A 19,576-nucleotide genomic window follows, 5' to 3' on the forward strand; every position below is an offset into this window, starting at 1 on the left:
GGGCCCGCCTACCGTGGGACCCCCGTTCACTGTGCGTGGTGACGGTGGGCCGATGGGAGGGTTGATGTCCTCGTCCGCGTCGAACCGGTCCGAGCCCCCTCCGGCGGCACCACGCCGCGGGCTGCTGTGGCGGGTGGGCAACTGGTGCGCGCGGCATCCGGTGGTGGTGATCGTCGGGTGGCTGCTGGTGCTGGCGGGCGTGCAGGCGGCCAACCGGACTGTCGGCGGTACGTACTCGGACGATTTCTCGCTGCCCGGCTCGCAGTCGCAGCACGGCCGCGACGTGCTCCAGGCCCACGAACCGTCCGCCGGCGGAACGAGCGCGCAGGTGGTGCTGCACGACGACCAGCCGCTGACGGACTTCCAGTCCCAGGTGAACCAGGCCGTGACGTCCCTGCAGCACCTGCCGCACGTGCTGTCCGCGCAGGACCCGCTGCCCCCGCCGGGGCAGAGCGCGCCGCCCGGCGGCCCGCTCTCCTCGGACGGGCGTACGGCGTACATCACGGTCCGGTTCGACGCCAATCCGTCCACCTTCGGCAGCGACTACCTGCCGCAGGTGGACGCCGCGGTGGCGCCGCTGCGGCAGGCGGGGGTGCAGGTCGAGTACGGCGGGCCGCTGGGCGAGTTGGCGCGGCCGGCGCCGGACGACCGGGTGAGCGAGCTGATCGGGTTCGCGGTGGCGGTGCTGGTGCTGCTGGTCGGGTTCGGCAGCGTGATCGCGGCGGGGCTGCCGCTGGTCAGCGCCCTGGTCGCGGTGGTGGTGGGGCTGGGGCTGCTCGGTCTGCTGGCGGCGCTGACCACGTTCGCGACGGTCGCACCGACACTCGCCACGATGATCGGACTGGGCGTCGGCATCGACTACGCACTGTTCCTGTTGACCCGTCACCGGCAGAACCTGATGGACGGCGCGGACCCGCCGACGGCCGCCGGCCGTGCGGTGGCGACCAGCGGGCGGGCGGTGCTGATCTCTGGCTGCACGGTGGTGATCGCGCTGGCGGGCCTGTCGGTGTCGGGCATCGCGTTCATGGCGAAGCTGGGCCTCGCCGCGGGCGTCACGGTGGTGACGGCGGTGTGCGGCGCGCTGACGCTGCTGCCCGCGATGATGGGCCTGATCGGCCGCCGGATGGATCGTTTCACCGTGCGCACGCCGGTCGCGGAGGGCACCGGGGCGGACGAGGCGTCGGCGACCGGCATGTGGCACCGCTACGCGCGGCGGGTCGAGCACCGCCCGTGGTGGTACCTGGCTGCGGGACTGGCGACGGTGGCGGTCCTGGCGGTGCCGCTGCCGTCGATCCAGTTGGGCCACATCGACGACGGGGCGGATCCGGTGTCGTTCACCGACCGGCGGGCGTTCGACCTGATGTCGGCCGCGTTCGGGCCGGGCTCCAACGGGCCACTGACGGTGGTGGTCGACCAGACGACGGTCCCGGCCGCGGACCGTCCCGCGCTCGCGTCCTCGGTGCAGCAGGCGCTGACGAACGTCCCGAACACGGCGAGCACCGCGCCATTGCAGACCAGCGGCGACGGCGACGTGCTGTTCACCACCGTCACTCCGGCGCAGGTCCCGCAGGACCGGGCGACCACCGACCTGGTGGGCCACCTGACGGACACGGTGCTGCCGGACGCCGCCCGGGGGACGTCGGCGGCCACGTACGTCACCGGCACCACGGCCGCGCAGGTGGACTTCCTCGATCTGGTGGCGAGCCGGCTGCTGCCGATCATCGCCGTGGTCGTCGCCCTCGCCTTCCTGATCATCCTGCTGGTCTTCCGGGCGCCGCTGGTCGCGTTGAAGGCGGCGGTCCTCAACCTGGTGTCGATCGCCGCCTCGTACGGGGTGCTGGTCGCGGTGTTCCAGTGGGGTTGGGGCGGGCCGGCGCTGGGCGTGGCGGGCAAGGTCCCGATCGAGAGCTACGTCCCGATGATGATGTTCGCGATCGTGTTCGGACTCTCGATGGACTACGAGGTGTTCCTGCTGTCCCGGGTGCACGAGCGCTGGCTGCTCACCGGCGACAGCCGGGGTTCGGTGGCGCACGCGCTGGAGACCACGGCGCGGGTGATCGGCTGCGCGGCGCTGATCATGGTGAGCGTGTTCGCGGCGTTCATCGTCAGCGACAATGTGGTGATCAAGATGATGGGCCTCGGCCTGGCCGTCAGCGTGCTGATCGACGCGACGGTGGTGCGGCTGCTGATGGTCCCCGCCGCGATGACGCTGCTCGGCGGCGCCGCCTGGTGGACGCCCCGGTGGATGGACCGGGTGCTCCCGCACATCGACACCGAGGGCACCGACGCCGCACCCTCCGAGGGGAGTTGATCACGCGTCGGAATCCGAGCGCACACGTCCCACTTGTGTGCGAACTGTGAACCCAGTGTGTCCCGCCCTCTTGTCAGGTGCACCAATGCTCCCTACCTTCATCCTCCAGGACTCCAGCCCCACCGGGCCGGAGCCGTCCACGGCGTCACCCGAGCCGCGGAGCAACGCCGGAGACACCACACAACCTGGAGGCGTCACATGCCCGTTGCCACCCTCACCGAGATTCGCGACGCCGGTCCGCTGCTGGTCGACGACGAGATCCTCGTCTTCGAGGACGACGACCGCGCCGACCACGACCCCACGGCCTGCCTGGCCGACCCGTGGGTCACCGCCACCACCCGCTTCGCCTGCGACCGCTGACGGTGACCGCGCCCATCGCCGGCCGCCGCGCCTGGTCCGACGAGATCTGGTCGTACCAGCACGATCCGCGGATGCCGGCGATGGAGCACGGGTGGAAGCTCCACGTCTCCGCCCGCCCGGGCACCCTGGACGCCGTCCACGCCGTCGTCCTGCCGCTGCTGGAGCAGCACGTCTGCCACGCCAAGTGGGCCCGTGACCCGGCCACCCTGCGCGCCCTCAACTCCGGGACCAAGAACGCCGCTTCGGTCGGCAAGGCGTTCACGATCTACCCCGCGCCGGACGAACTCCGGCCGCTGGCCCGCGCGTTGGTCACCGCACTGCGCGGCCACCCGGGCCCGCAGATCGTCAGCGACCGCCGCATCGACCCGGACGCCCCGGTGTACTACCGGTACGGCCCGTTCACCGGCGACTACCGCACCGGCCGCAGCGGACGCCTGGAGTCCGTGATGACCGGCCCGGACGGCCGTGTCTTCGACGGCCTGGCCGGCACCGCGTACCGCTGCCCGCCCTGGGCCGAGGACCCGTTCGCGTCGCCGTCCTCCGGCGCCGACCCCGGCTTCGGCGGCGGCCGCTACCGCGTCACCGGCGGCATCACCCGCAAGCCGCAGGGCAACGTCTACCGGGCCCTCGACCGGACCGCCGGCGTCCCCGTGGTGGTCAAGCAGGCCCGGGCGTACGTCGCCGAGGACGAGCACGGCGCCGACACCCGCGACCGCCTGCGCCACGAGCGGGCCGTCCTCGCCCTGCTGGCCGACACGCCCGGGGTGCCGCGCGAGCTGGACTACTTCCGGCACCGCGACGACGAGTACCTGGTGATGACCAGTTGCGGCGACCGCGACCTGCGCCGCGACGTCCACACCCACGGCCCCTACGCCGAGGCCGAGTCGGGCCCGCGCGGCCTGCTTCCGCTGGCCCGCGAGCTGCTCCGGATCCTGGACGGCATCCACCGTCGCGGCGTGGTCGTCCGCGATCTGAAGCCCAACAACGTGGTGCTCGCCCCCGACGGGCGCCCCCGGCTGATCGACTTCGGCACCAGCGCCGTCCGCGGCACCGGCCCCGCCGGGTCCACGCCCGGCTACAGCGACCCCGTCGTCCGGCCCGGCGTCGCGCCCGAACCCGCCGACGACTACTACGGGTTGGGCATGACGCTGTACTTCGCGGCCACCGGCATGGACCCGGTGATCCTCGACCCCGACGACGCCGTCAACCGCGAACGCACCCTCGCCGCCCTGGAGTTCGCGCTGCCCGGACCGGCGCACCGCCAGGTCCGCACGCTCGTCGGCGAGTTGACGGACCTCGCGCCGACGGTCCGCTCGGCCGGCGCGGAACACCTCCGGTCCCTCGGCCAACCTTCCTCGTCCGCGCCGGAGTTGGTCCGCTCCGACCCGCGCCTCTCCGCCGACCTGCTCGCCGAGATCCTCGACCACACCACGGCGTACTGCGTCGCCGAGGCCCGCCGGATCGCCGATCCCGAGCTCGCCGCCCGCGCGGCCGTCCCGACGCCGATCGACCTCTACAGCGGCAGCGCGGGCCTCGGCCTGGAACTCCTCCAGCACCTCGACCGCCCGGGCGTCCGCGACGCCGTCACCGCGCTCGCCGACTGGACCTCGCGCCAGAACCGCCCGCTGCCGGCGGGGTTGTACTCCGGCCGGACGGGCGTCGACCTCTTCCTCACCGCCGCCGGGCTCCCTCCCGACACCACGATCGCCCTCCCGACCCGGGGCCCGGACGGCGGCCCGCCGGAGGCCGACCTGATCGACGGCCTCGCGGGCATCGGCCTCGGCCACCTGCTCCTCGCCCGCCGCGACGACCGGCACCTCGCCGTCGCCACCGCCTGCCACGAGCAACTCACCACCGGCCGTGCCCGCCTCACCCCCACCGACGCGCCGCGCCCGGGCGACGCCGCCCTGGCGCAGGGACTCGCCCACGGCGACGCCGGGGTCGCGTACTTCCTCCTCGAGTACGCCCGCACCACCGGCGACCAGGCCGCGCTGGAGCACGCGCACCGCGCCTGCGCCGAGCTCGCCGCCGCCACCCCCGCGATCATCGCCGCCGCCAACCACCCTGCGGCCACCCGCCGTTACGGCTCCTGGTGCCGCGGCCTGGCCGGCATCGGCATGGTGCTGGCCCGCGCCGCCGACCGGCTCGACGACCCCGGGTGGCGCACCCTCGCCGAACAGTCCGCCCGCACCTGCCTGGCCATCGCCCCGCGGATGCCCCTGGTCACCCACTGCTGCGGCCTGGCCGGCGTCGGCAGTCTGATGCTCGAACTCGCGCCCGCCGCCGAGGAGTTCCGGGCCGCCGCCAGCACCGTCGCCGCCCTCCTGCTCACCCGCACCGCCGGCCCCCCGTCCCGCCCCGTCTTCCCCGACCCCGGTCTCACCGGCCCCGCCTTCCCCTACGCGACCGGCACCGCCGGAGTGCTCGCCTTCCTGCGCGGCCTCGCCGACCTCACCGGAACGGAGGGCGAGGACCGTCGGAACGAGAGCCGGCGCCAAGGGACTTGGGACCTGGTGGGCGGCTGACGATTCAGCCGGGGAGGGACGCGAGCCAGGAGGTCAACAGGTGGTTCACCTCGTCGGGGCGCTCCTGCTGGGTCCAGTGCCCGCAGCCGTCCAGGACATGAGTGGCGGTCAGGCCGGGGAGGGTGGCCGGGAAGGCGTCGATCGCCTCGGCCATCCAGGTCGTGGAGGCGTCCAGGGCGCCGCCGACGAACAGGGACGGCTGCTCGATCGGAGCGCCGGCGTGCGGGGCGAGGTCCTCCCAGTCGCGGTCCATGGCGCGGTAGCGGTTGAGGGCTCCGGTCAGGCCCGTGCGCTCGAACTCCCCGGCGTACACGTCGAGATCGTCCTCGGTCAGCCAGGCGGGCAGCCGGCCGTCGGGGAAGCGGTCGCGCAGCCGGCCGCCGGCGCGGGCCACGAAGTGCGGGTCGGGCGCGCCGTCGGCGGGCATGGTGTCGGCGGACATGGCCGCGTAGAAGCCCGCGAGCCAGCCCCGGACGTCCGGTTCCATCTCCGCTTCGGCCCGGCCGGGCTCCTGGAAGTACGAGACGTAGAACTCCTGGTCGCCGCCCATCCGCGCGAAGACGTCGGTGGGGCGGGGGCCGCCGGGCGGCGCGTAGGGGACGCTCAGCAGTCCGACGGCGCGGAAGACCTCGGGGTGGAGCAGCGCGGAGGTCGCCGCGATGTTGGCTCCCCAGTCGTGCCCGACGACCACCGCCGTCTCCTCGCCCAGGGCGCGCACCAGGGCGACGTTGTCCGCGACCAGATCGAGCATCCGGTAGGCGTCCGTCCCGGCCGGCTTCGAGGAGCGGCCGTAGCCGCGCACGTCGAGCGCCACGGCCCGGTACCCCGCCGCCGCGAGGGCCGGGAGCTGGCGGCGCCAGGAGTACCAGGACTCGGGGAAGCCGTGGACGAGCAGGACCAGTGGTCCGGTGCCCTGCTCGACCAGGTGCAGGCGCCCGGCGGGCGCCTCGATGGTGCGGTGGCGCAGGTCGGCGGACGGCGCGGGCTGGTGCATGGCTTCTCCTCGGTTCACGGGCGGCCGCGGTGGTCCGCCGATCTTCCGACGCGGCGACCGCCCGACGCGAACACTCTTGCCATTCTGGCAAGCTTGCAGGACAGGGCGGTGGCAACGACACGGCCGGAGGGAGCGCGACGATGACGATGGACGACGGCACGGCCGAGACGCTGGCCGCCATGGGCCCGCGGCTGCGGGCCGCCCGCGAGCAGCGCGGCGCCACGCTCACCGGCGTCAGCCGCGCGACCGGCATCTCGATGAGCACGCTGTCGCGGATCGAGACCGGTCGGCGCAAGCCCACCCTGGAGGTGCTGCTGCAGCTCGCGAAGGCGTACGGCGCCTCCCTGGACGAGCTGGCCGGCACCGCGCCCGCCGCCGCGGCTGCACCGCGCATCCCGCTGCGGCAGCGCGCCGGCGACGACAAGGTGGTGCTGCCGCTGACCCCGTACGTGGGGGGTCTGCACGCCCACAAGCACGTCCTGCCCGCGCTCGACGCACCGCCGGCGCGGCCCCGGCAGAGCTCGCACGACGGCCACGAGTGGCTGTGCGTCCTGTACGGGCGGCTGTGGCTGGCTCTCGGCGAGCAGGACCTCGTCCTGAGCGCCGGCGAGGTGGCCGAGTTCGACACCCGCACCGCCCACGGAGTCGCGAACGCCGGATCCGACGGACCAGTCGAATACCTGATCATGTTCGGGCCGCAGGGAGAGCGCCCACGACCGCGCACCCCGGCCCTCGGCCACCGGGCCCCGAGGTCCTGACGTCGGCGATGACGTATCCTGTCCGGTTCGCCACCGGGGCGCACGCCGACGCGGCGTCGACCGAGTGTCAGGAGGCGTACATGGCAACGGAGTTGTGGGAGCGGGTGCTGCACCAGCGCGGTGCGGCGACGAAAATGGCGGTCACGGACGAATCGGTCCTGGTGCCCGAGCGCACCCGCCTGGTCTGCCTCGATCCGGCCGACGGGACCCTCAAGTGGGAGACTCGGGTGGGGCATTGGCCGGACGCGCTGCTGGTCGTCGGGCCGCGCGTCCTGGTGCTCTCGCCGGGCGGGGTACTGCACTGCCTGTCCCGCTCCACGGGCGCCGCCCACTGGCGGGCCGAGCTGCCGCCCTGGGCTCGGCATCTCGCGGTCGCCAACGGGGTTGCCCTGGCCGGAGGTTGGCGCGGCTACACCGCCCAGCGGGCCTTCGACCTCGCGGACGGCCGACTTCGATGGCAGTTGCCGAACCCCCTCCTCACGCACCGTCCGGTGGCCTGGGCCGGCGGGTTCCTGCTCGGCAACGGAACCCGGGCCTGGCTGATCGACCCGCTCACCGGCCGGGAGCAGCAGTCCTGGCAGCTGCCCGAGCCTCTGCCTGACACGGACTTTCAGGACCTGTTCACCGCCGTCGACGCCGACCGCTGCGCCGTCCGCTGCGGGACCTCCGGCGTCGCGCTCCTCCAACGCGACTCCCCTCGCGCGGAGTTGCTGCTCACCCACGACGCCCTGCTGTCCTACGAGCCACCCCTGCGCACCGGGGCTGTCGTGTCCGCGCCGCGGTTCTACGAGGAGCTCGGCCTGATCGCCTCCGAACGCGACGCCCGCAACCAGCGCCGCAGCCTCCGCGGCGGTGCCGCCCACCTGGCCGAAGGGCGTTGACGACGGGTCAGGGCACGCCGATTAAGCGGTGGTTGTCCGGCGGGGCGAGCGGTTACCATCTGCTGGCATGACCAACACCTCTCCTCGCCCGGGCGTGCCCGACAAGCCCACTCTCGACGGCCTTGAGGCCAAGTGGGCCCCCTTCTGGGACGAGCAGGGTGTGCACGTATTCGACCGTTCCGCGCCGCGTGAACAGGTGTACTCGATCGACACCCCGCCGCCCACGGTCAGCGGCTCGCTGCACGTCGGCCACGTGTTCAGCTACACGCAGACCGACGCGATCGCCCGCTTCCAGCGGATGCGGGGCAAGCAGGTCTTCTATCCGATGGGGTGGGACGACAACGGGCTGCCCACCGAGCGGCGGGTGCAGAACTACTTCGGGGTGCGGTGCGAGCCGTCGCTCCCGTACGAGCCGGACTTCACCCCGCCGGAGACTCCGGGCAAGCAGCAACTCCCGGTCTCCCGGCGGAACTTCATCGAGCTCTGCGAGCAGCTGACGGTCGAGGACGAGAAGGTCTTCGAGAGCCTGTGGCGCCGGCTGGGGCTCTCGGTCGACTGGGGGCGCACCTACCAGACGATCGGCGGCAACGCCCGGGCGGTGTCGCAGCGGATGTTCCTGCGCAATCTCGCGCGCGGCGAGGCCTACCGGGCGGAGGCGCCGACCCTGTGGGACGTCACCTTCCGGACGGCGGTCGCCCAGGCCGAGCTGGAGGATCGGGAGCGGCCCAGCGCGTACCACCACCTGCTGTTCCGTCGCGACGGCTCCGAGGATCCGCTGGAGATCGCGACCACCCGGCCCGAGCTGCTCCCGGCGTGCGTGGCCGTCGTCGCGCACCCGGAGGACGAGCGGTACCGGGCGCTGTTCGGGACTTCGCTGACCACGCCGGTCTTCGGCGTCGAGGTGCCGGTGCTCGCACACCGCCTGGCCGACCCGGAGAAGGGCACCGGTCTGGTGATGGTGTGCACCTTCGGCGACACCACCGACGTGGTGTGGTGGCGCGAGCTCGACCTGCCGACCCGCAGCGTCCTCGGCCGCGACGGCCGCTTCCTGCCGGACGCCCCGGCCGCGCTGGACGGCGAGCAGGCCTCGGCGGCGTACCGGGCGCTGGCCGGTGCGACGCCGCACACGGCGCGCGAGCGGATCCTCGAACTGCTGCGCGCCGAGGGCTCGTTGGTGGGCGAGCCGCGGCACTTCAACCACATGGTGAAGTTCTACGAGAAGGGCGACAAGCCCTTGGAGATCGTCACCAGCCGCCAGTGGTACCTGCGCAACGGCGGCCGGGACGCCGAGCTGCGCGAGCGGCTGCTGGCCCGCGGCCGGGAGCTGGCCTGGCACCCGGAGCACATGCACGGCCGCTACCAGGCGTGGGTCGAGGGCCTCGCGGGCGACTGGCTGATCAGCCGTCAGCGGTACTTCGGCGTGCCCGTCCCGATCTGGTACCGCTGCGACGCGGCGGGCAACGCGACGGACGAGCTGATCCTGCCGCCGGAGGAGATGCTGCCGGTCGATCCGACCAGTGACGTCCCGCCGGGGTTCACCGCCGACCTGCGCGACGCCCCCGGCGGCTTCACCGGCGACCCGGACGTGATGGACACCTGGGCGACCTCGTCCCTGACCCCGCAGATCGCCGGCGGCTGGGGCTTCGACGACGACCTGTTCCGGCGCGTCTTCCCGATGGATCTGCGCCCGCAGGCGCACGAGATCATCCGGACCTGGCTGTTCTCCACCGTGGTCCGCGCCGAGCTGGAGCACGACGAACTGCCGTGGCGCAACGCCGCGATCAGCGGCTGGATCCTCGATCCGGACCGCAAGAAGATGTCCAAGTCGAAGGGGAACGTGGTCACCCCGCTGGACCTGCTCGACCAGCACGGCTCGGACGCGGTGCGGTACTGGGCGGTGTCGGCCCGGCCGGGCACGGACACCGCCTTCGAGGTCGCGCAGATGAAGATCGGCCGCCGTCTGGCGATCAAGATCCTCAACGCGACGAAGTTCGTCCTCGGACTCGGACTCGGGCTCGACACCGCTGCGCGGGCCGCCGTGACCGAGCCGCTCGACCGGGCCCTGCTCGCCCGGCTCGACCAGGTCACCGGCGAGGCGACGGCGCTGCTGGAGGGGTACGACTACGCCCGCGCGCTGGAGGTCACCGAGCGGTGCTTCTGGGTCTTCTGCGACGACTACGTCGAGCTGGTGAAGAATCGCGCCTACGGGGAGGGCGACGACCCGGGCGCGGCCTCGGCCCGGGCCACGCTGTCGTACGCCCTGTCGGTGCTGCTGCGGCTGCTCGCGCCGTACCTCCCGTTCGCGACGGAGGAGGCGTGGAGCTGGTGGCAGGACGGTTCCGTGCACCGCGCCCCGTGGCCGGCCGAGGCGCCGGCCGAGCTCCGCGGCGGTGACGCCGCCCTGCTCGACGTCGCGGGCGGCGCCATCACGGCGGTCCGCCGGGCGAAGAGCAGCGCGCAGCTGTCGATGCGGGCGCAGGTGGCCAAGGTGACCGCTCGGGGCCCGGCGGACCTGCTGGACGCGCTGCGGCAGGTCGCGCCGGACGTGTGCTCCGCGGGCCGGGTCGGCGAGCTGATCCTCGAACCGGCCGAGACCGAGGACCTCGGGTACGAAATCGTCCTGTAGCACCGACCGATCAACGGCGGTGGCGGCTCCGAACGGAGCGGCCACCGCCGTCTTCTTTTGCCGTCGTCACACGTCAACTCGCCGGGCGCGACACAGATTTACCCGGATCGGGTGAGACCGGCCGAGACACGCCGGACACGCCGACGCCGCCCTGCCAGGATCGGGGCGCACCCGCAACCCCACCCCGAAGCAGCGCGCCGTCCGGCACCGCCGCCACTCCGGCCTGCCCGCACATCCGGCGCTGCCGCTTCGCCGTCGCACCAGGGAGCAACGTGAACGAGACCCGCACGACCCCGCCCCGGAAGGCCGACCGCAGGCCCGAGGAACCGGCGGAGAGCGCCGAACCGACCGAGCACGACGAGGAGTTGCGCTACCGCCACCCGGGCGACAAGCGGCAGCTCGTCGGCCGGTCCATCTCCACCGGAACCATGGTGCGCCGCCTGCCGCAGCTGATCCGCCGTGCCCTGCACCTCGCCTGGCGCGCCGACCGGCGCTCCACCGTCCTGCTGCTGCTCGCCCAGGCGGCGAGCGGCGTCTTCGGGGCGCTCGCCCTGTACGCCACCACCGGCACGCTCGCGGCGCTGCTGCGCCCGGGCCCGGTCACCGTCCATCTCCGGGACGCCGCACCGTCGTTGGCGGTCCTGACCGGGTCCGCCGCGCTCCGGGCGGTGCTGGGCATCGCCGTGCTGACGCTGTCGGGGCGGGTCGCGCCGCGGATCAACCGGGAGGCCGACATGGCGCTGATCGAGGCCGGCTGCTCGGCCGAACTCGCCGCCTACGACGAGCCCCAGTACGGCGAGCGGTGGGAGGCGGCGGACCGCGGGGCGTCCACCACGCCCGACCTGCTGACCTCCGCCCAGGACGTGATCGCCTCCGCCGTCTCGCTGCTCGCCGCCGCCGGCGTGCTGGCCACCCTGCACCCGCTGCTCGTCCCGTTCCTCCTGCTCGGTTCGGTGCCCACCGGCGTCGCCGCCGTACGCACCGCTCGCATCCACTACCTGGCCGCCATCACCACCGGCGACGAGCGCCAGGCGCTGCGGATCTACCGCTGGTACCTGATCGACAAGGGTCGGGCCGACCAGGTGCGCTCCGACCAGGTGCTGCCGTTCATGCTGGACAAGTACCGCAAGGCCGAGGCCCGGATCGTCACCGTCACCGACCGCGCCGGGCGCGAGGCGGCGCGGGCCTCGCTGTTCGCCGCGCTGGGCACCGGCGCCGGGGCGGCGCTGATGTGGGGAGCGCTGCTCTACCTGGTCTCCTCCGGCCGGATCGGCCTGGCCGCGGCCGGCTCCGCGACGTTCGCGCTGCGCACGGCCGCCGGCGGCGTGCAGGGCATGGTCGGCAACGGCGCCCGGCTGTACCGGATGGGGCTCTACCTGGACGACTACTTCACCTTCCTGGACGAGGCCGGCGGCCACCGGATCGCCCGCGGCAGCATCGTCCCCGGCCCGCCGAAGACCATCGAGGTCACCGGCCTGACCTACACCTACCCGGGCGGGCAGCAGGAACCGGCGCTGCGCGGCATCGACCTGACGCTCACCCAGGGCGAGGTGGTGGCGGTGATCGGGCAGAACGGCTCCGGCAAGTCGACCTTCCTGAAGCTGCTCTCCGGCCTGTACCTGCCGCAGCCCGGCGGCGGGCGGATCAGCTGGGACGGCGTCCCGATCGGCGACCTCGACGCCGACGCGCTGTTCCGTCAAGTCGCCCGCGTCCCGCAGGAGTTCGCCCGCTGGCCGCTGCAGGCGGCGGAGAACGTCCACCTCGGCCAGTACGACGGCGACCCGGCCCCGGCGGTCGCCGCCGCCGCTGCCCTGACCGGTTTCGACGAGACCGTCGCCCGGCTGCGCTCCGGCTGGCGGACCCTGCTCGCCCAGGGCTGGCAGGGCGGCGCGGAACTCTCCGGCGGCGGCTGGCAGCGCGGCGCCGTCTCCCGCGCGTTCTTCCGCACCGCCCGCCGCCCGGGCCTGCTGATCCTCGACGAGCCGACCTCCGACCTGGACCCCCGCGCCGAGCACCGCATCCTGCACTCCCTGCGCGCCCTCGCCCCCGGCCGGATCACCCTCCTGGTCACCCACAACCTCGCCAACGCCCGCCTCGCCGACCGGGTGATCGTGGTCGACCGGGGCCGCATCGTCCAGACCGGCACTTGGGACGAACTCGCCCACTGCGACGGCCTGTTCCGCGAACTCCTCGACCTCCAGGCCGACCGCACCGTTCCCGCCCAGCGCCCGCGCCCCGGTCAGCACCCGCACCCCACCGGGTGAATGACGCGCCGGGTGACCGAGTGTCCGGTGTGTCGACTTCTGCCCGGTTTGTCATGGTCCTAGCCTGCCCGGGGAGGTTGTCACATGATGATTATCGGAGCGTCACACTCAGTCACCACGGCCGCGCCCGCGCGCCTGCGCCCACGAGGACGGTGGTCCGGCCTGCGCCGCCGGTTAACAGTCGCTGCGGTGGGCGGCGTCGCGGTGGCGGGGTCGCCGATCCTGACGGCGACCCCCGCCTCGGCGGCGACGGTGGACATCCGCACCGTGTGCACCGCCTCGTCCACTTCCGGCACGACGATCACGCTGACCGGGGACTGCACCACCACGGACAACCTCACCGTCCCCGACGGGTACACCCTGAACGGCGCCGGCCACACGATCACCGCGACCGACCCTTCCCTGGCCGACCCGCTGCTGGGTCCGGTGGTGGGCAACGCCGCCGGCGCCACCACGATGAACATCGAGAACCTGACCGTCCAGGGCGACTACCTGCCCCGCGATCCGGCCGATTCCCGGACGAACGCCCCGTACTTCGGGATCAGGTTCCTGTCCGCGTCGGGGTCGCTGTCGAACGTGACGGTCACCGGGATCACCCGGCACCAGACCTACAACTTCGGCCAGGCGATCAACGTGGACGCCACCAGTGGCGGCCCGCGGACCGTGACCGTCACCGGCGTCCACGTGTCGGACTTCCAGAAGAACGGCCTGACCGCCAACGGCACCGCGACCATGAACGTCACCGGCTCCACCCTCGGCCCGCCGGACATGGCCATTCCGCTGCCCGCGCCGCCGATCACCGGCAACATCGCGCAGAACTCGGTGCAGTACTTCAACTCCAGCGGCACCTTCACCGACAACACCGTGGTGACGTACACGGCCAACAACTCGGTGAGCAGCTCCACCGGGATGCTGCTGTTCACCGCGAACAACGTGACGGTCGATCACAACAGCATCACCGGCCCGAACGGCGCCGACGTCGGGATCAACGTCACCGGCGGTACGAACATCACCATCTCGTACAACGACATCACCCGGTCGCCCATCCAGCCGCCCCTGCGCGACTTCTGGGGCTACGGCATCGCGGGCTACTCCGGCGCCGCCGCGACCACCACCCTGATCTGCAACACCTTCTCCGGCTGGAACCAGAACCTGTTCGGGGGCCTGACCCAGCCGCCCTGCATCATCACCCCGTCCCTGCACAACGGGACGGTCGGCGTCGACTACACCGACGTGGTCGAGGCGGTCACCGAGAACCCCGACCCGGACCTCACCTGGACCGTCCTCTCCGGCGACTTCCCGCCCGGGCTGACGCTGAACCCGGACGGGACGATCACCGGCACCCCCACCACGGCGGGCAGCTACACGTTCGTCGTCCAGGTCTCCGACCCCGTCGACGGCACCTCGACCCGCGAGTACACCATCGTCGTCGACGCGGCGGCTCCCGGGCTGACCCTCGCCAAGACCGCGACCGCCACGAACGCCGAAGGGCGCCCGGTCGACGAACTCACCGAGGCCGGTGATGTCGTGACCTACGCCTTCGACGTGCACAACACCGGCAACGTGCCGTTCGGCGCCCTGACGATCGCCGAAACCGGGTTCTCCGGCACCGGCGCCCCCGGCCCGATCACCTGCGCCCCCACCCCGCTCGGCGGCACCCTCGCCGCAGGAGCCTCCACCCACTGCACCGCCACCTACACGGTCACCGAGGCCGACATCGCCGCCGGCGGATCCCTGCGCAACACCGCCACCGCCTCCGGCCTGCTGCCCGACGGCGCCACCTTCAGCTCCGAACCGGCCACCACCTCCCTGCCGATCACGCCGGCCGGCCCCACGCCGCCCCCCACCCACCGGCCGACGCACCAGCCCACCCGGCCTCCGGGCCACCGTCCCGAGGGCCCGGAGGTGAACACCGGCGGCTCACTGGCCGACACCATCGCCTCGCCCCTGGCCTGGCCGGTCACCGGCGCTGCGGTACTCCTGACCGCCGCCGTCCTGGCCGCCACCGCACTCCTGCGCAGCAGGCGCCGCCCCTGACCCACCGGCACACCGCCCGACCGCCCGCCGGCCCTCCCGGGCCGGCGGGCGCACCTGTCGCAGAGAGGCCGAACGCCCATGACGGTGCACCACCGCGACACCCCCGCCGGTCGGTCACTGCGGGCCGGGTCGCTGATCCTGCTGCTCGCCGCCGCCGGACTGCTCGACCGCCACGCCCTCCCCCACCCCCGACCGGCGCCACCCGCCGGACAGGTCGCCGGCGTCGACATGAACGGCAAGCCCGTCCGACTCGACCCGGGCGCGGCCCCGCTCCCGGGACAGCAGCGGGAACAGGACGCCGAACCGGACGGCGCAGGCCGGTTCATCGTCCCCTCGGTCGGCCTCGACGTGCCCCTGGGGACCATGAACGAGGTCGACGGATCGGTCGTCCCGCCCGGCTTCACCTCCGCCTACCGCATCACCAACCTCGGCACCCCCACCGCCCCCGAGGCCGGCACCGTCTACATCGCCATGCACTCCCTCCGCCGGGGCGCAGTCGGCCCCGGCAACTACCTCTTCGCCCTCGACACCGGCGCCTCCAGACTCGCCCCCGGCGCCACCATCAACGCCGGCGGCACCCACTACCTGGTCGACCGGGCCACCACCATCCCGAAGACCGACCTCCCGACCGCCACCACCATCTGGGCCGACGTCCCCGGCCGCCTGGTCGTCCTCACCTGCCTCGAAAAACCCGACGACACCCCAGCCGTCGACAACTTCGTCATCACCGCCCACCTCGCCCCCTCCGACGAGGACACGCCGTAACCCGCGGGCCGGGCCGGAGAGGGCCGGCCGACTCCCCGTCAGTCGAGCCGGGGCGCGGTCAGTCCCGCCGTCAGGAAGGCGACCACGGTGGGGAGTTCGGGGAAGGGCGGGACGGGGGCGGACGCCGCGTCGGTGGCGAGGGGGCGGCCGTAGGTCTCCAGGAGGGCAGTGAAGGCGAGCCGCCAGCGGTCGGTGATCTCGTGGACGGTCAGGTCGGGCATCGCACGGCCGAGGACGACCTCGAACGGCGCGGTGCCTGCCCAGGGGGAGCTGCTGAGCGGGCGGTCGGCGGCCAGCATGGTCTGGGCGAGCAGGCGGCAGAGCATTTGGCCGCGCTCGGTGCGCACCAGTTCGTCGAAGGGTTCGGCGACGGCCGTGACCAGGGTCCGGACCTGCGCCGGCCCGGTGGTGGCGGGGTGCCGGGTGGCGGCCTCCAGCCGGTCGTGCCAGAGCGGGAGCAGCTCGCGTCCGAGGAGTGCCGTGACCAGGCCGTCCCGGGAGCCGAAGTGGTAGTGCACCGCGCCGGGGTTGAGTCCGGCCTCCGCGTTGATCGCCCGCACCGAGACCTGGCCGACCCCGCGCTGGAGGAAGAGCCGCTCGGCGGCCGCGAGCAGCCGGTCCCGGGTGGTGGCGGGGTCGGGGGTCTGGGTCGGGTTCTGGGCTGGTTCGTCCGGCATGCCGCCATTGCATCACGTGAGCTCGGGTTACCATCCAATCAGTGATTGAACTCCGATTGGCAGACGTTCGAGGGGACGTCCCGGCCAGTCCCGTGCGCCCCCGCGCACAGTGATCGAAAGGCTCGCACCATGGGTATCTACGCCGTCACCGGCTCCGCTTCGGGAATGGGCGCCGCCAGCGCCGCCGTCCTCCGGGAGAACGGGCACACCGTCATCGGCGTCGACCTCCACGACGCCGACATCACCGCCGACCTCGGCACCGCGGAGGGCCGCCGGTCCGCCGTCCAGGGAATCCTGGACGCCTCCGGCGGGCTCCTGGACGGCGTGGCCGCGGTGGCCGGCGTCGGACCCGCGATGAAGGACGCCGGCGCGGTCGCCTCCATCAACTACTTCGGCCCGGTCGCCCTGCTGGAGGGCCTGCGCCCGGCGCTCGCCCGCTCCTCGGCGGGGCGCGCCGTCGTGATCGGCTCCAACTCCTCAACCACCGTCCCGATGATCGACGAGAAGCTGGTCGACCTGCTGCTCGCGGGCGACGAGGACGCGGCCCGCGACCACGCCCGGTCCGCCCAGGCGGCGCTCCCCGCCGAGCTGGGGCAGTCCGCGCCGAGCATCTCCGCCTACGCGACCTCCAAGTTCGCGCTGGCCCGCTGGGTGCGCCGGACGGCGGTCACGCCGTCGTGGGCCCGCGAAGGCGTGCTGCTCAACGTCATCGCCCCGGGCGCGGTGATCACCCCGCTGATGCTCGGCTCCACCGGCGCGGGCGAGGAGCCGGACGCCGACGACTTCCCCACCCCGATGCCGCTGGGCGTCTTCGGCCGCCCCGAGGACATCGCCTTCTGGGTGCACCAGTTCCTGCGGCCGGAGGCCCGTTTCACCACCGGAGCCACCCTGTTCGTCGACGGCGGCACCGACGCCGCGATGCGCCCGGACGCCCAGCCCACCGCGCTGACCTTCTGAGCATCCGGCGCGGTGGGGCCGCTCCGGAGCGGCCCCACCGCGCCGTCGCCCCGGCGTCGTGGCCGTACCGCCGTTCGGCCCAGTGCGCCACCCGTCCGGTGGACTGCCGGAAACCGGTGCGTCCGGCGGTCGTTGTCCCTGCGACGCGGCCACCGCACGCACCGGAACACCAGGGGGAACATTCATGAACACCGCATTCCGCGGCACCCTGCTGGCCACCGCTCCGCTGTTCGCCGCCGTCCCGCTGATGGTCGACGCCTCGGCCCGCTTCCAGCCGCCCACCACCGACGCGACGTGCGTCCTCCACGGTCACGGGGCCGAGGTTCGCGGCTCCGGCACGCTGGCGATGACCGGCACCGCGACCTGCGTGGACGCCGCCGGCGCGCCCGTCGCCGCCGGGACCTTCGCGCGGTCCGTCGCCGTGTCGGACACCGAGTGCGACGGCGACGAGGACGCTTCCACCACCGTCCGGTGGAACGACGGAACCGCCTCCACCGTCAGCTACGGCAAGGGCAAGGTCGTGACGGCGAACGGCACCGCCTCGTTGATCGCCGACGGCGCCGTCACCGCCGACAGCACGCGCTTCGCCGGCGACACCGTCCACGCCGTGGGCACCAGCACCGGCACCGGCTGTGGCGTCGCGGCCGGGAAGGCCACCGTCGACTCGACCCTCGTGCTGCGCCTCATCCACTGAAGTCCACCGAGCCCGTCGAGCCCGCTGACGGCCGTGCAGGACAAGCCCGACATTCCGGGCGGTCTTTTGCCTGCGTTTGCACAAGGGGCGTTTTGGTGCGATCGACCGACGGGCCGGAGGTAGCGTTCCGTGTCCAGGCCGGAACTCACCGTGCGGTGGGTTGTCGTGGTCGGTGAGGCGAACACCGACCACGACGAAGGGCCATTCACAGCAAGGACTCTGAGAGATGCTTGAAGGACCCGCTCGGGATCGAGCGATCATGCCGTCGATGGCTCCACACGCTAGCAGGGTGTGGAGGTTGAGTGAGGGATTGCCCCGGCTGCGCGCGGTCCGATTCTCCGCGCGGCTGGGCGCACTGCTGGCGGTTCCGGCGCTGCTGTGGGCGGCGGCCGGTGAGGGGCCGATCGGTTGGGAACGGGTGACGCTGGTCCTGGCGTTGCTGCGGATCGCGCAGGATGCGCAGGTCAGCGGAGTGCTGCTCGACCGGCGCTGATCGATCCGGAGGCCGGCCGGGCGTCGCGCCCGGCCGACCCCTGCGCCCCGGCGCGCCGTTGCGCGCGGGGCGCCGTCCGCGCGCCGGGCCGTGCCGCCCCGCGCCCCCGCCTCGAACGGCGGTTCCTTTCCGCCGAGTTGACGCCGAAGGAGTCACGGTGTCCGGTCACCGGACCGCGCCCGCACTCGGGTACGCGGCGTTCGTCCAGCTGCGCCACCACCCGTACGAGCAGTACGCCCACGCCCGCCTGGGCGATGCCGACCTCAGCCGCCGGGTCGTCCAACAGGCCCTGCGGCGCACCGAGTTGAGCTGGCCCGCAGTGCTGGCCTCCGATCCGGACGCGTTCGCCTGGCGGGTGCTGGGCGAGGCGGTCGCGGACGCCCTGGCGCGCTCGGCCCGCCCGGGCGCCGACGCGCTGCACCGGACCCTGCCCGCCCGTGCCGCGGACGCCGCGCTCCTGCACGAGCAGTTGGGGATGCCGACCGGCGCGGCGGCCGAGCTGATGGGACTCGGCGAACCCCAGCTGCAGGTCGAACTGCGCACCGCCCGCCGCCTGCTCACCGGAACGAGGAGCCGCCCCACCGCCTGACACCGACACCCGGCCCCACAGCGGCCCCGGCGCCGAAGCCGCCCGGCCGCCGCCACCGGCGCACTCCGTCCCCCCGGGGGTGCGCCGGCGCGGCGCGCGCCACGGCCCGCGCCGGGGCTCGCCATGCTTGCGCCAGGCAACACCCCGGCGGGTGATGCCGCTTCGCCATGCCCGGCCGATAGCATGACGGGTCGTCACATTCGGTGGCAGTCACCGCACTTGGACGGCTCGAAGGGGGAACGGGTGACCGATTCACTACCGGGCGGGATCGACGTCAGCAGGCCGACCGCCGCGAGAATGTACGACCATCTACTGGGCGGGCGCTTCAATCACCCCTCCGACCGCGCCGCCGTCGAGCAACTGCTGAAAATCGCCCCCAGCACCAGGGAACTCGCGCTGAACAACCGGGCGTTCCTGTGCCGCGCCGTCGAGGTCATCGCCCGCGACTACGGCATCCGGCAGTTCGTCGACCACGGCTCCGGGCTGCCCACCCGGAACAACGTCCACCAGGTCGCCCAGCGCGTCGACGGGTCGTGCCGGGTCGTCTACATCGACGACGATCCGCACGTCCACGCCTACAGCGGCCTCCTGCTGGACGAGAACCCGCAGGTCGCCCTGTTGAAGACCGACATGACCCGGACCGCG

Annotated in this window: 16 protein-coding genes; 14 read left to right on the forward strand and 2 right to left on the reverse strand. The window is 73.4% G+C overall.

The window, feature by feature from the left end; all coding sequences use genetic code 11:
* Positions 1-64 precede the first annotated feature (64 nt).
* From IEZ12_RS10535 to lanL, 3 genes are all read left to right on the forward strand, one after another.
* Entirely contained in the window at positions 65-2,311 is a 2,247-nt protein-coding gene (locus tag IEZ12_RS10535) for an MMPL family transporter (RefSeq protein ID WP_189271760.1), read from the forward strand.
* 198 nt (positions 2,312-2,509) lie between these two features.
* A complete protein-coding gene (locus tag IEZ12_RS10540) occupies positions 2,510-2,671 on the forward strand; it encodes an SflA family class IV lanthipeptide (RefSeq protein WP_167349373.1) in 162 nt (53 codons plus the stop codon).
* A 2-nt stretch (positions 2,672-2,673) separates the two neighbouring features.
* Positions 2,674-5,196, forward strand: a complete 2,523-nt coding sequence (gene lanL, locus IEZ12_RS10545; RefSeq protein WP_189271761.1) for a class IV lanthionine synthetase LanL — start codon at positions 2,674-2,676, stop codon at positions 5,194-5,196.
* Positions 5,197-5,200: 4 nt separating this feature from the next.
* On the opposite strand, the gene IEZ12_RS10550 is transcribed toward lanL, so the two are convergent.
* Positions 5,201-6,190, reverse strand: coding sequence for an alpha/beta fold hydrolase (locus IEZ12_RS10550; protein WP_189271762.1), 990 nt, complete (start codon positions 6,188-6,190; stop codon positions 5,201-5,203).
* Positions 6,191-6,330: 140 nt separating this feature from the next.
* Here IEZ12_RS10550 and IEZ12_RS10555 point away from each other — a divergent pair, with 140 nt between their 5' ends.
* The 6 genes from IEZ12_RS10555 (at position 6,331) to IEZ12_RS10580 (ending at position 15,521) form a co-directional block, all read left to right on the forward strand.
* Positions 6,331-6,948, forward strand: coding sequence for a helix-turn-helix domain-containing protein (locus IEZ12_RS10555; protein ID WP_189271763.1), 618 nt, complete (start codon positions 6,331-6,333; stop codon positions 6,946-6,948).
* Between the two features lie 80 nt (positions 6,949-7,028).
* Entirely contained in the window at positions 7,029-7,829 is an 801-nt protein-coding gene (locus IEZ12_RS10560; protein WP_189271764.1) for an outer membrane protein assembly factor BamB family protein, read from the forward strand.
* Positions 7,830-7,896: 67 nt separating this feature from the next.
* Positions 7,897-10,455, forward strand: a complete 2,559-nt coding sequence (valS, locus tag IEZ12_RS10565; protein WP_189271765.1) for a valine--tRNA ligase — start codon at positions 7,897-7,899, stop codon at positions 10,453-10,455.
* Positions 10,456-10,727: 272 nt separating this feature from the next.
* The gene (locus IEZ12_RS40010) at positions 10,728-12,719 is read left to right on the forward strand and encodes an ATP-binding cassette domain-containing protein (protein ID WP_268250242.1); all 1,992 of its coding nucleotides are present in this window, start codon (positions 10,728-10,730) and stop codon (positions 12,717-12,719) included.
* 189 nt (positions 12,720-12,908) lie between these two features.
* Positions 12,909-14,756 carry a CLIPPER-2 domain-containing protein gene (locus tag IEZ12_RS10575; RefSeq protein ID WP_189271766.1) on the forward strand — a complete coding sequence of 616 codons (1,848 nt, stop codon included), beginning with the start codon at positions 12,909-12,911 and terminating at the stop codon, positions 14,754-14,756.
* Between the two features lie 78 nt (positions 14,757-14,834).
* Positions 14,835-15,521 carry a class F sortase gene (locus IEZ12_RS10580; RefSeq protein ID WP_189271767.1) on the forward strand — a complete coding sequence of 229 codons (687 nt, stop codon included), beginning with the start codon at positions 14,835-14,837 and terminating at the stop codon, positions 15,519-15,521.
* 38 nt (positions 15,522-15,559) lie between these two features.
* On the opposite strand, the gene IEZ12_RS10585 is transcribed toward IEZ12_RS10580, so the two are convergent.
* Positions 15,560-16,198 (reverse strand): TetR/AcrR family transcriptional regulator, encoded by a 639-nt coding sequence (locus IEZ12_RS10585; protein WP_189271768.1) that lies wholly within the window; start codon positions 16,196-16,198, stop codon positions 15,560-15,562.
* Between the two features lie 129 nt (positions 16,199-16,327).
* Between IEZ12_RS10585 and IEZ12_RS10590 the strand changes: the two genes are divergently transcribed.
* The 5 genes from IEZ12_RS10590 to IEZ12_RS38150 form a co-directional block, all read left to right on the forward strand.
* Positions 16,328-17,155, forward strand: a complete 828-nt coding sequence (locus IEZ12_RS10590) for an SDR family oxidoreductase (RefSeq protein WP_189271769.1) — start codon at positions 16,328-16,330, stop codon at positions 17,153-17,155.
* A gap of 184 nt (positions 17,156-17,339) precedes the next feature.
* A complete protein-coding gene (locus tag IEZ12_RS10595; protein WP_189271770.1) occupies positions 17,340-17,849 on the forward strand; it encodes a hypothetical protein in 510 nt (169 codons plus the stop codon).
* A 298-nt stretch (positions 17,850-18,147) separates the two neighbouring features.
* On the forward strand, positions 18,148-18,342 hold the full coding sequence (locus IEZ12_RS10600) for a hypothetical protein (RefSeq protein WP_157815458.1): 195 nt from the start codon (positions 18,148-18,150) through the stop codon (positions 18,340-18,342).
* Positions 18,343-18,499: 157 nt separating this feature from the next.
* Entirely contained in the window at positions 18,500-18,931 is a 432-nt protein-coding gene (locus IEZ12_RS10605; RefSeq protein WP_189271771.1) for a hypothetical protein, read from the forward strand.
* Between the two features lie 243 nt (positions 18,932-19,174).
* Positions 19,175-19,576, forward strand: a 402-nt coding sequence (locus IEZ12_RS38150; RefSeq protein ID WP_229847411.1) for an SAM-dependent methyltransferase, incomplete at its 3' end; no start/stop codon positions are given.

Source organism: Kitasatospora griseola (assembly GCF_014648555.1).
GTDB classification, from domain to species: Bacteria; Actinomycetota; Actinomycetes; order Streptomycetales; family Streptomycetaceae; genus Kitasatospora; species Kitasatospora griseola.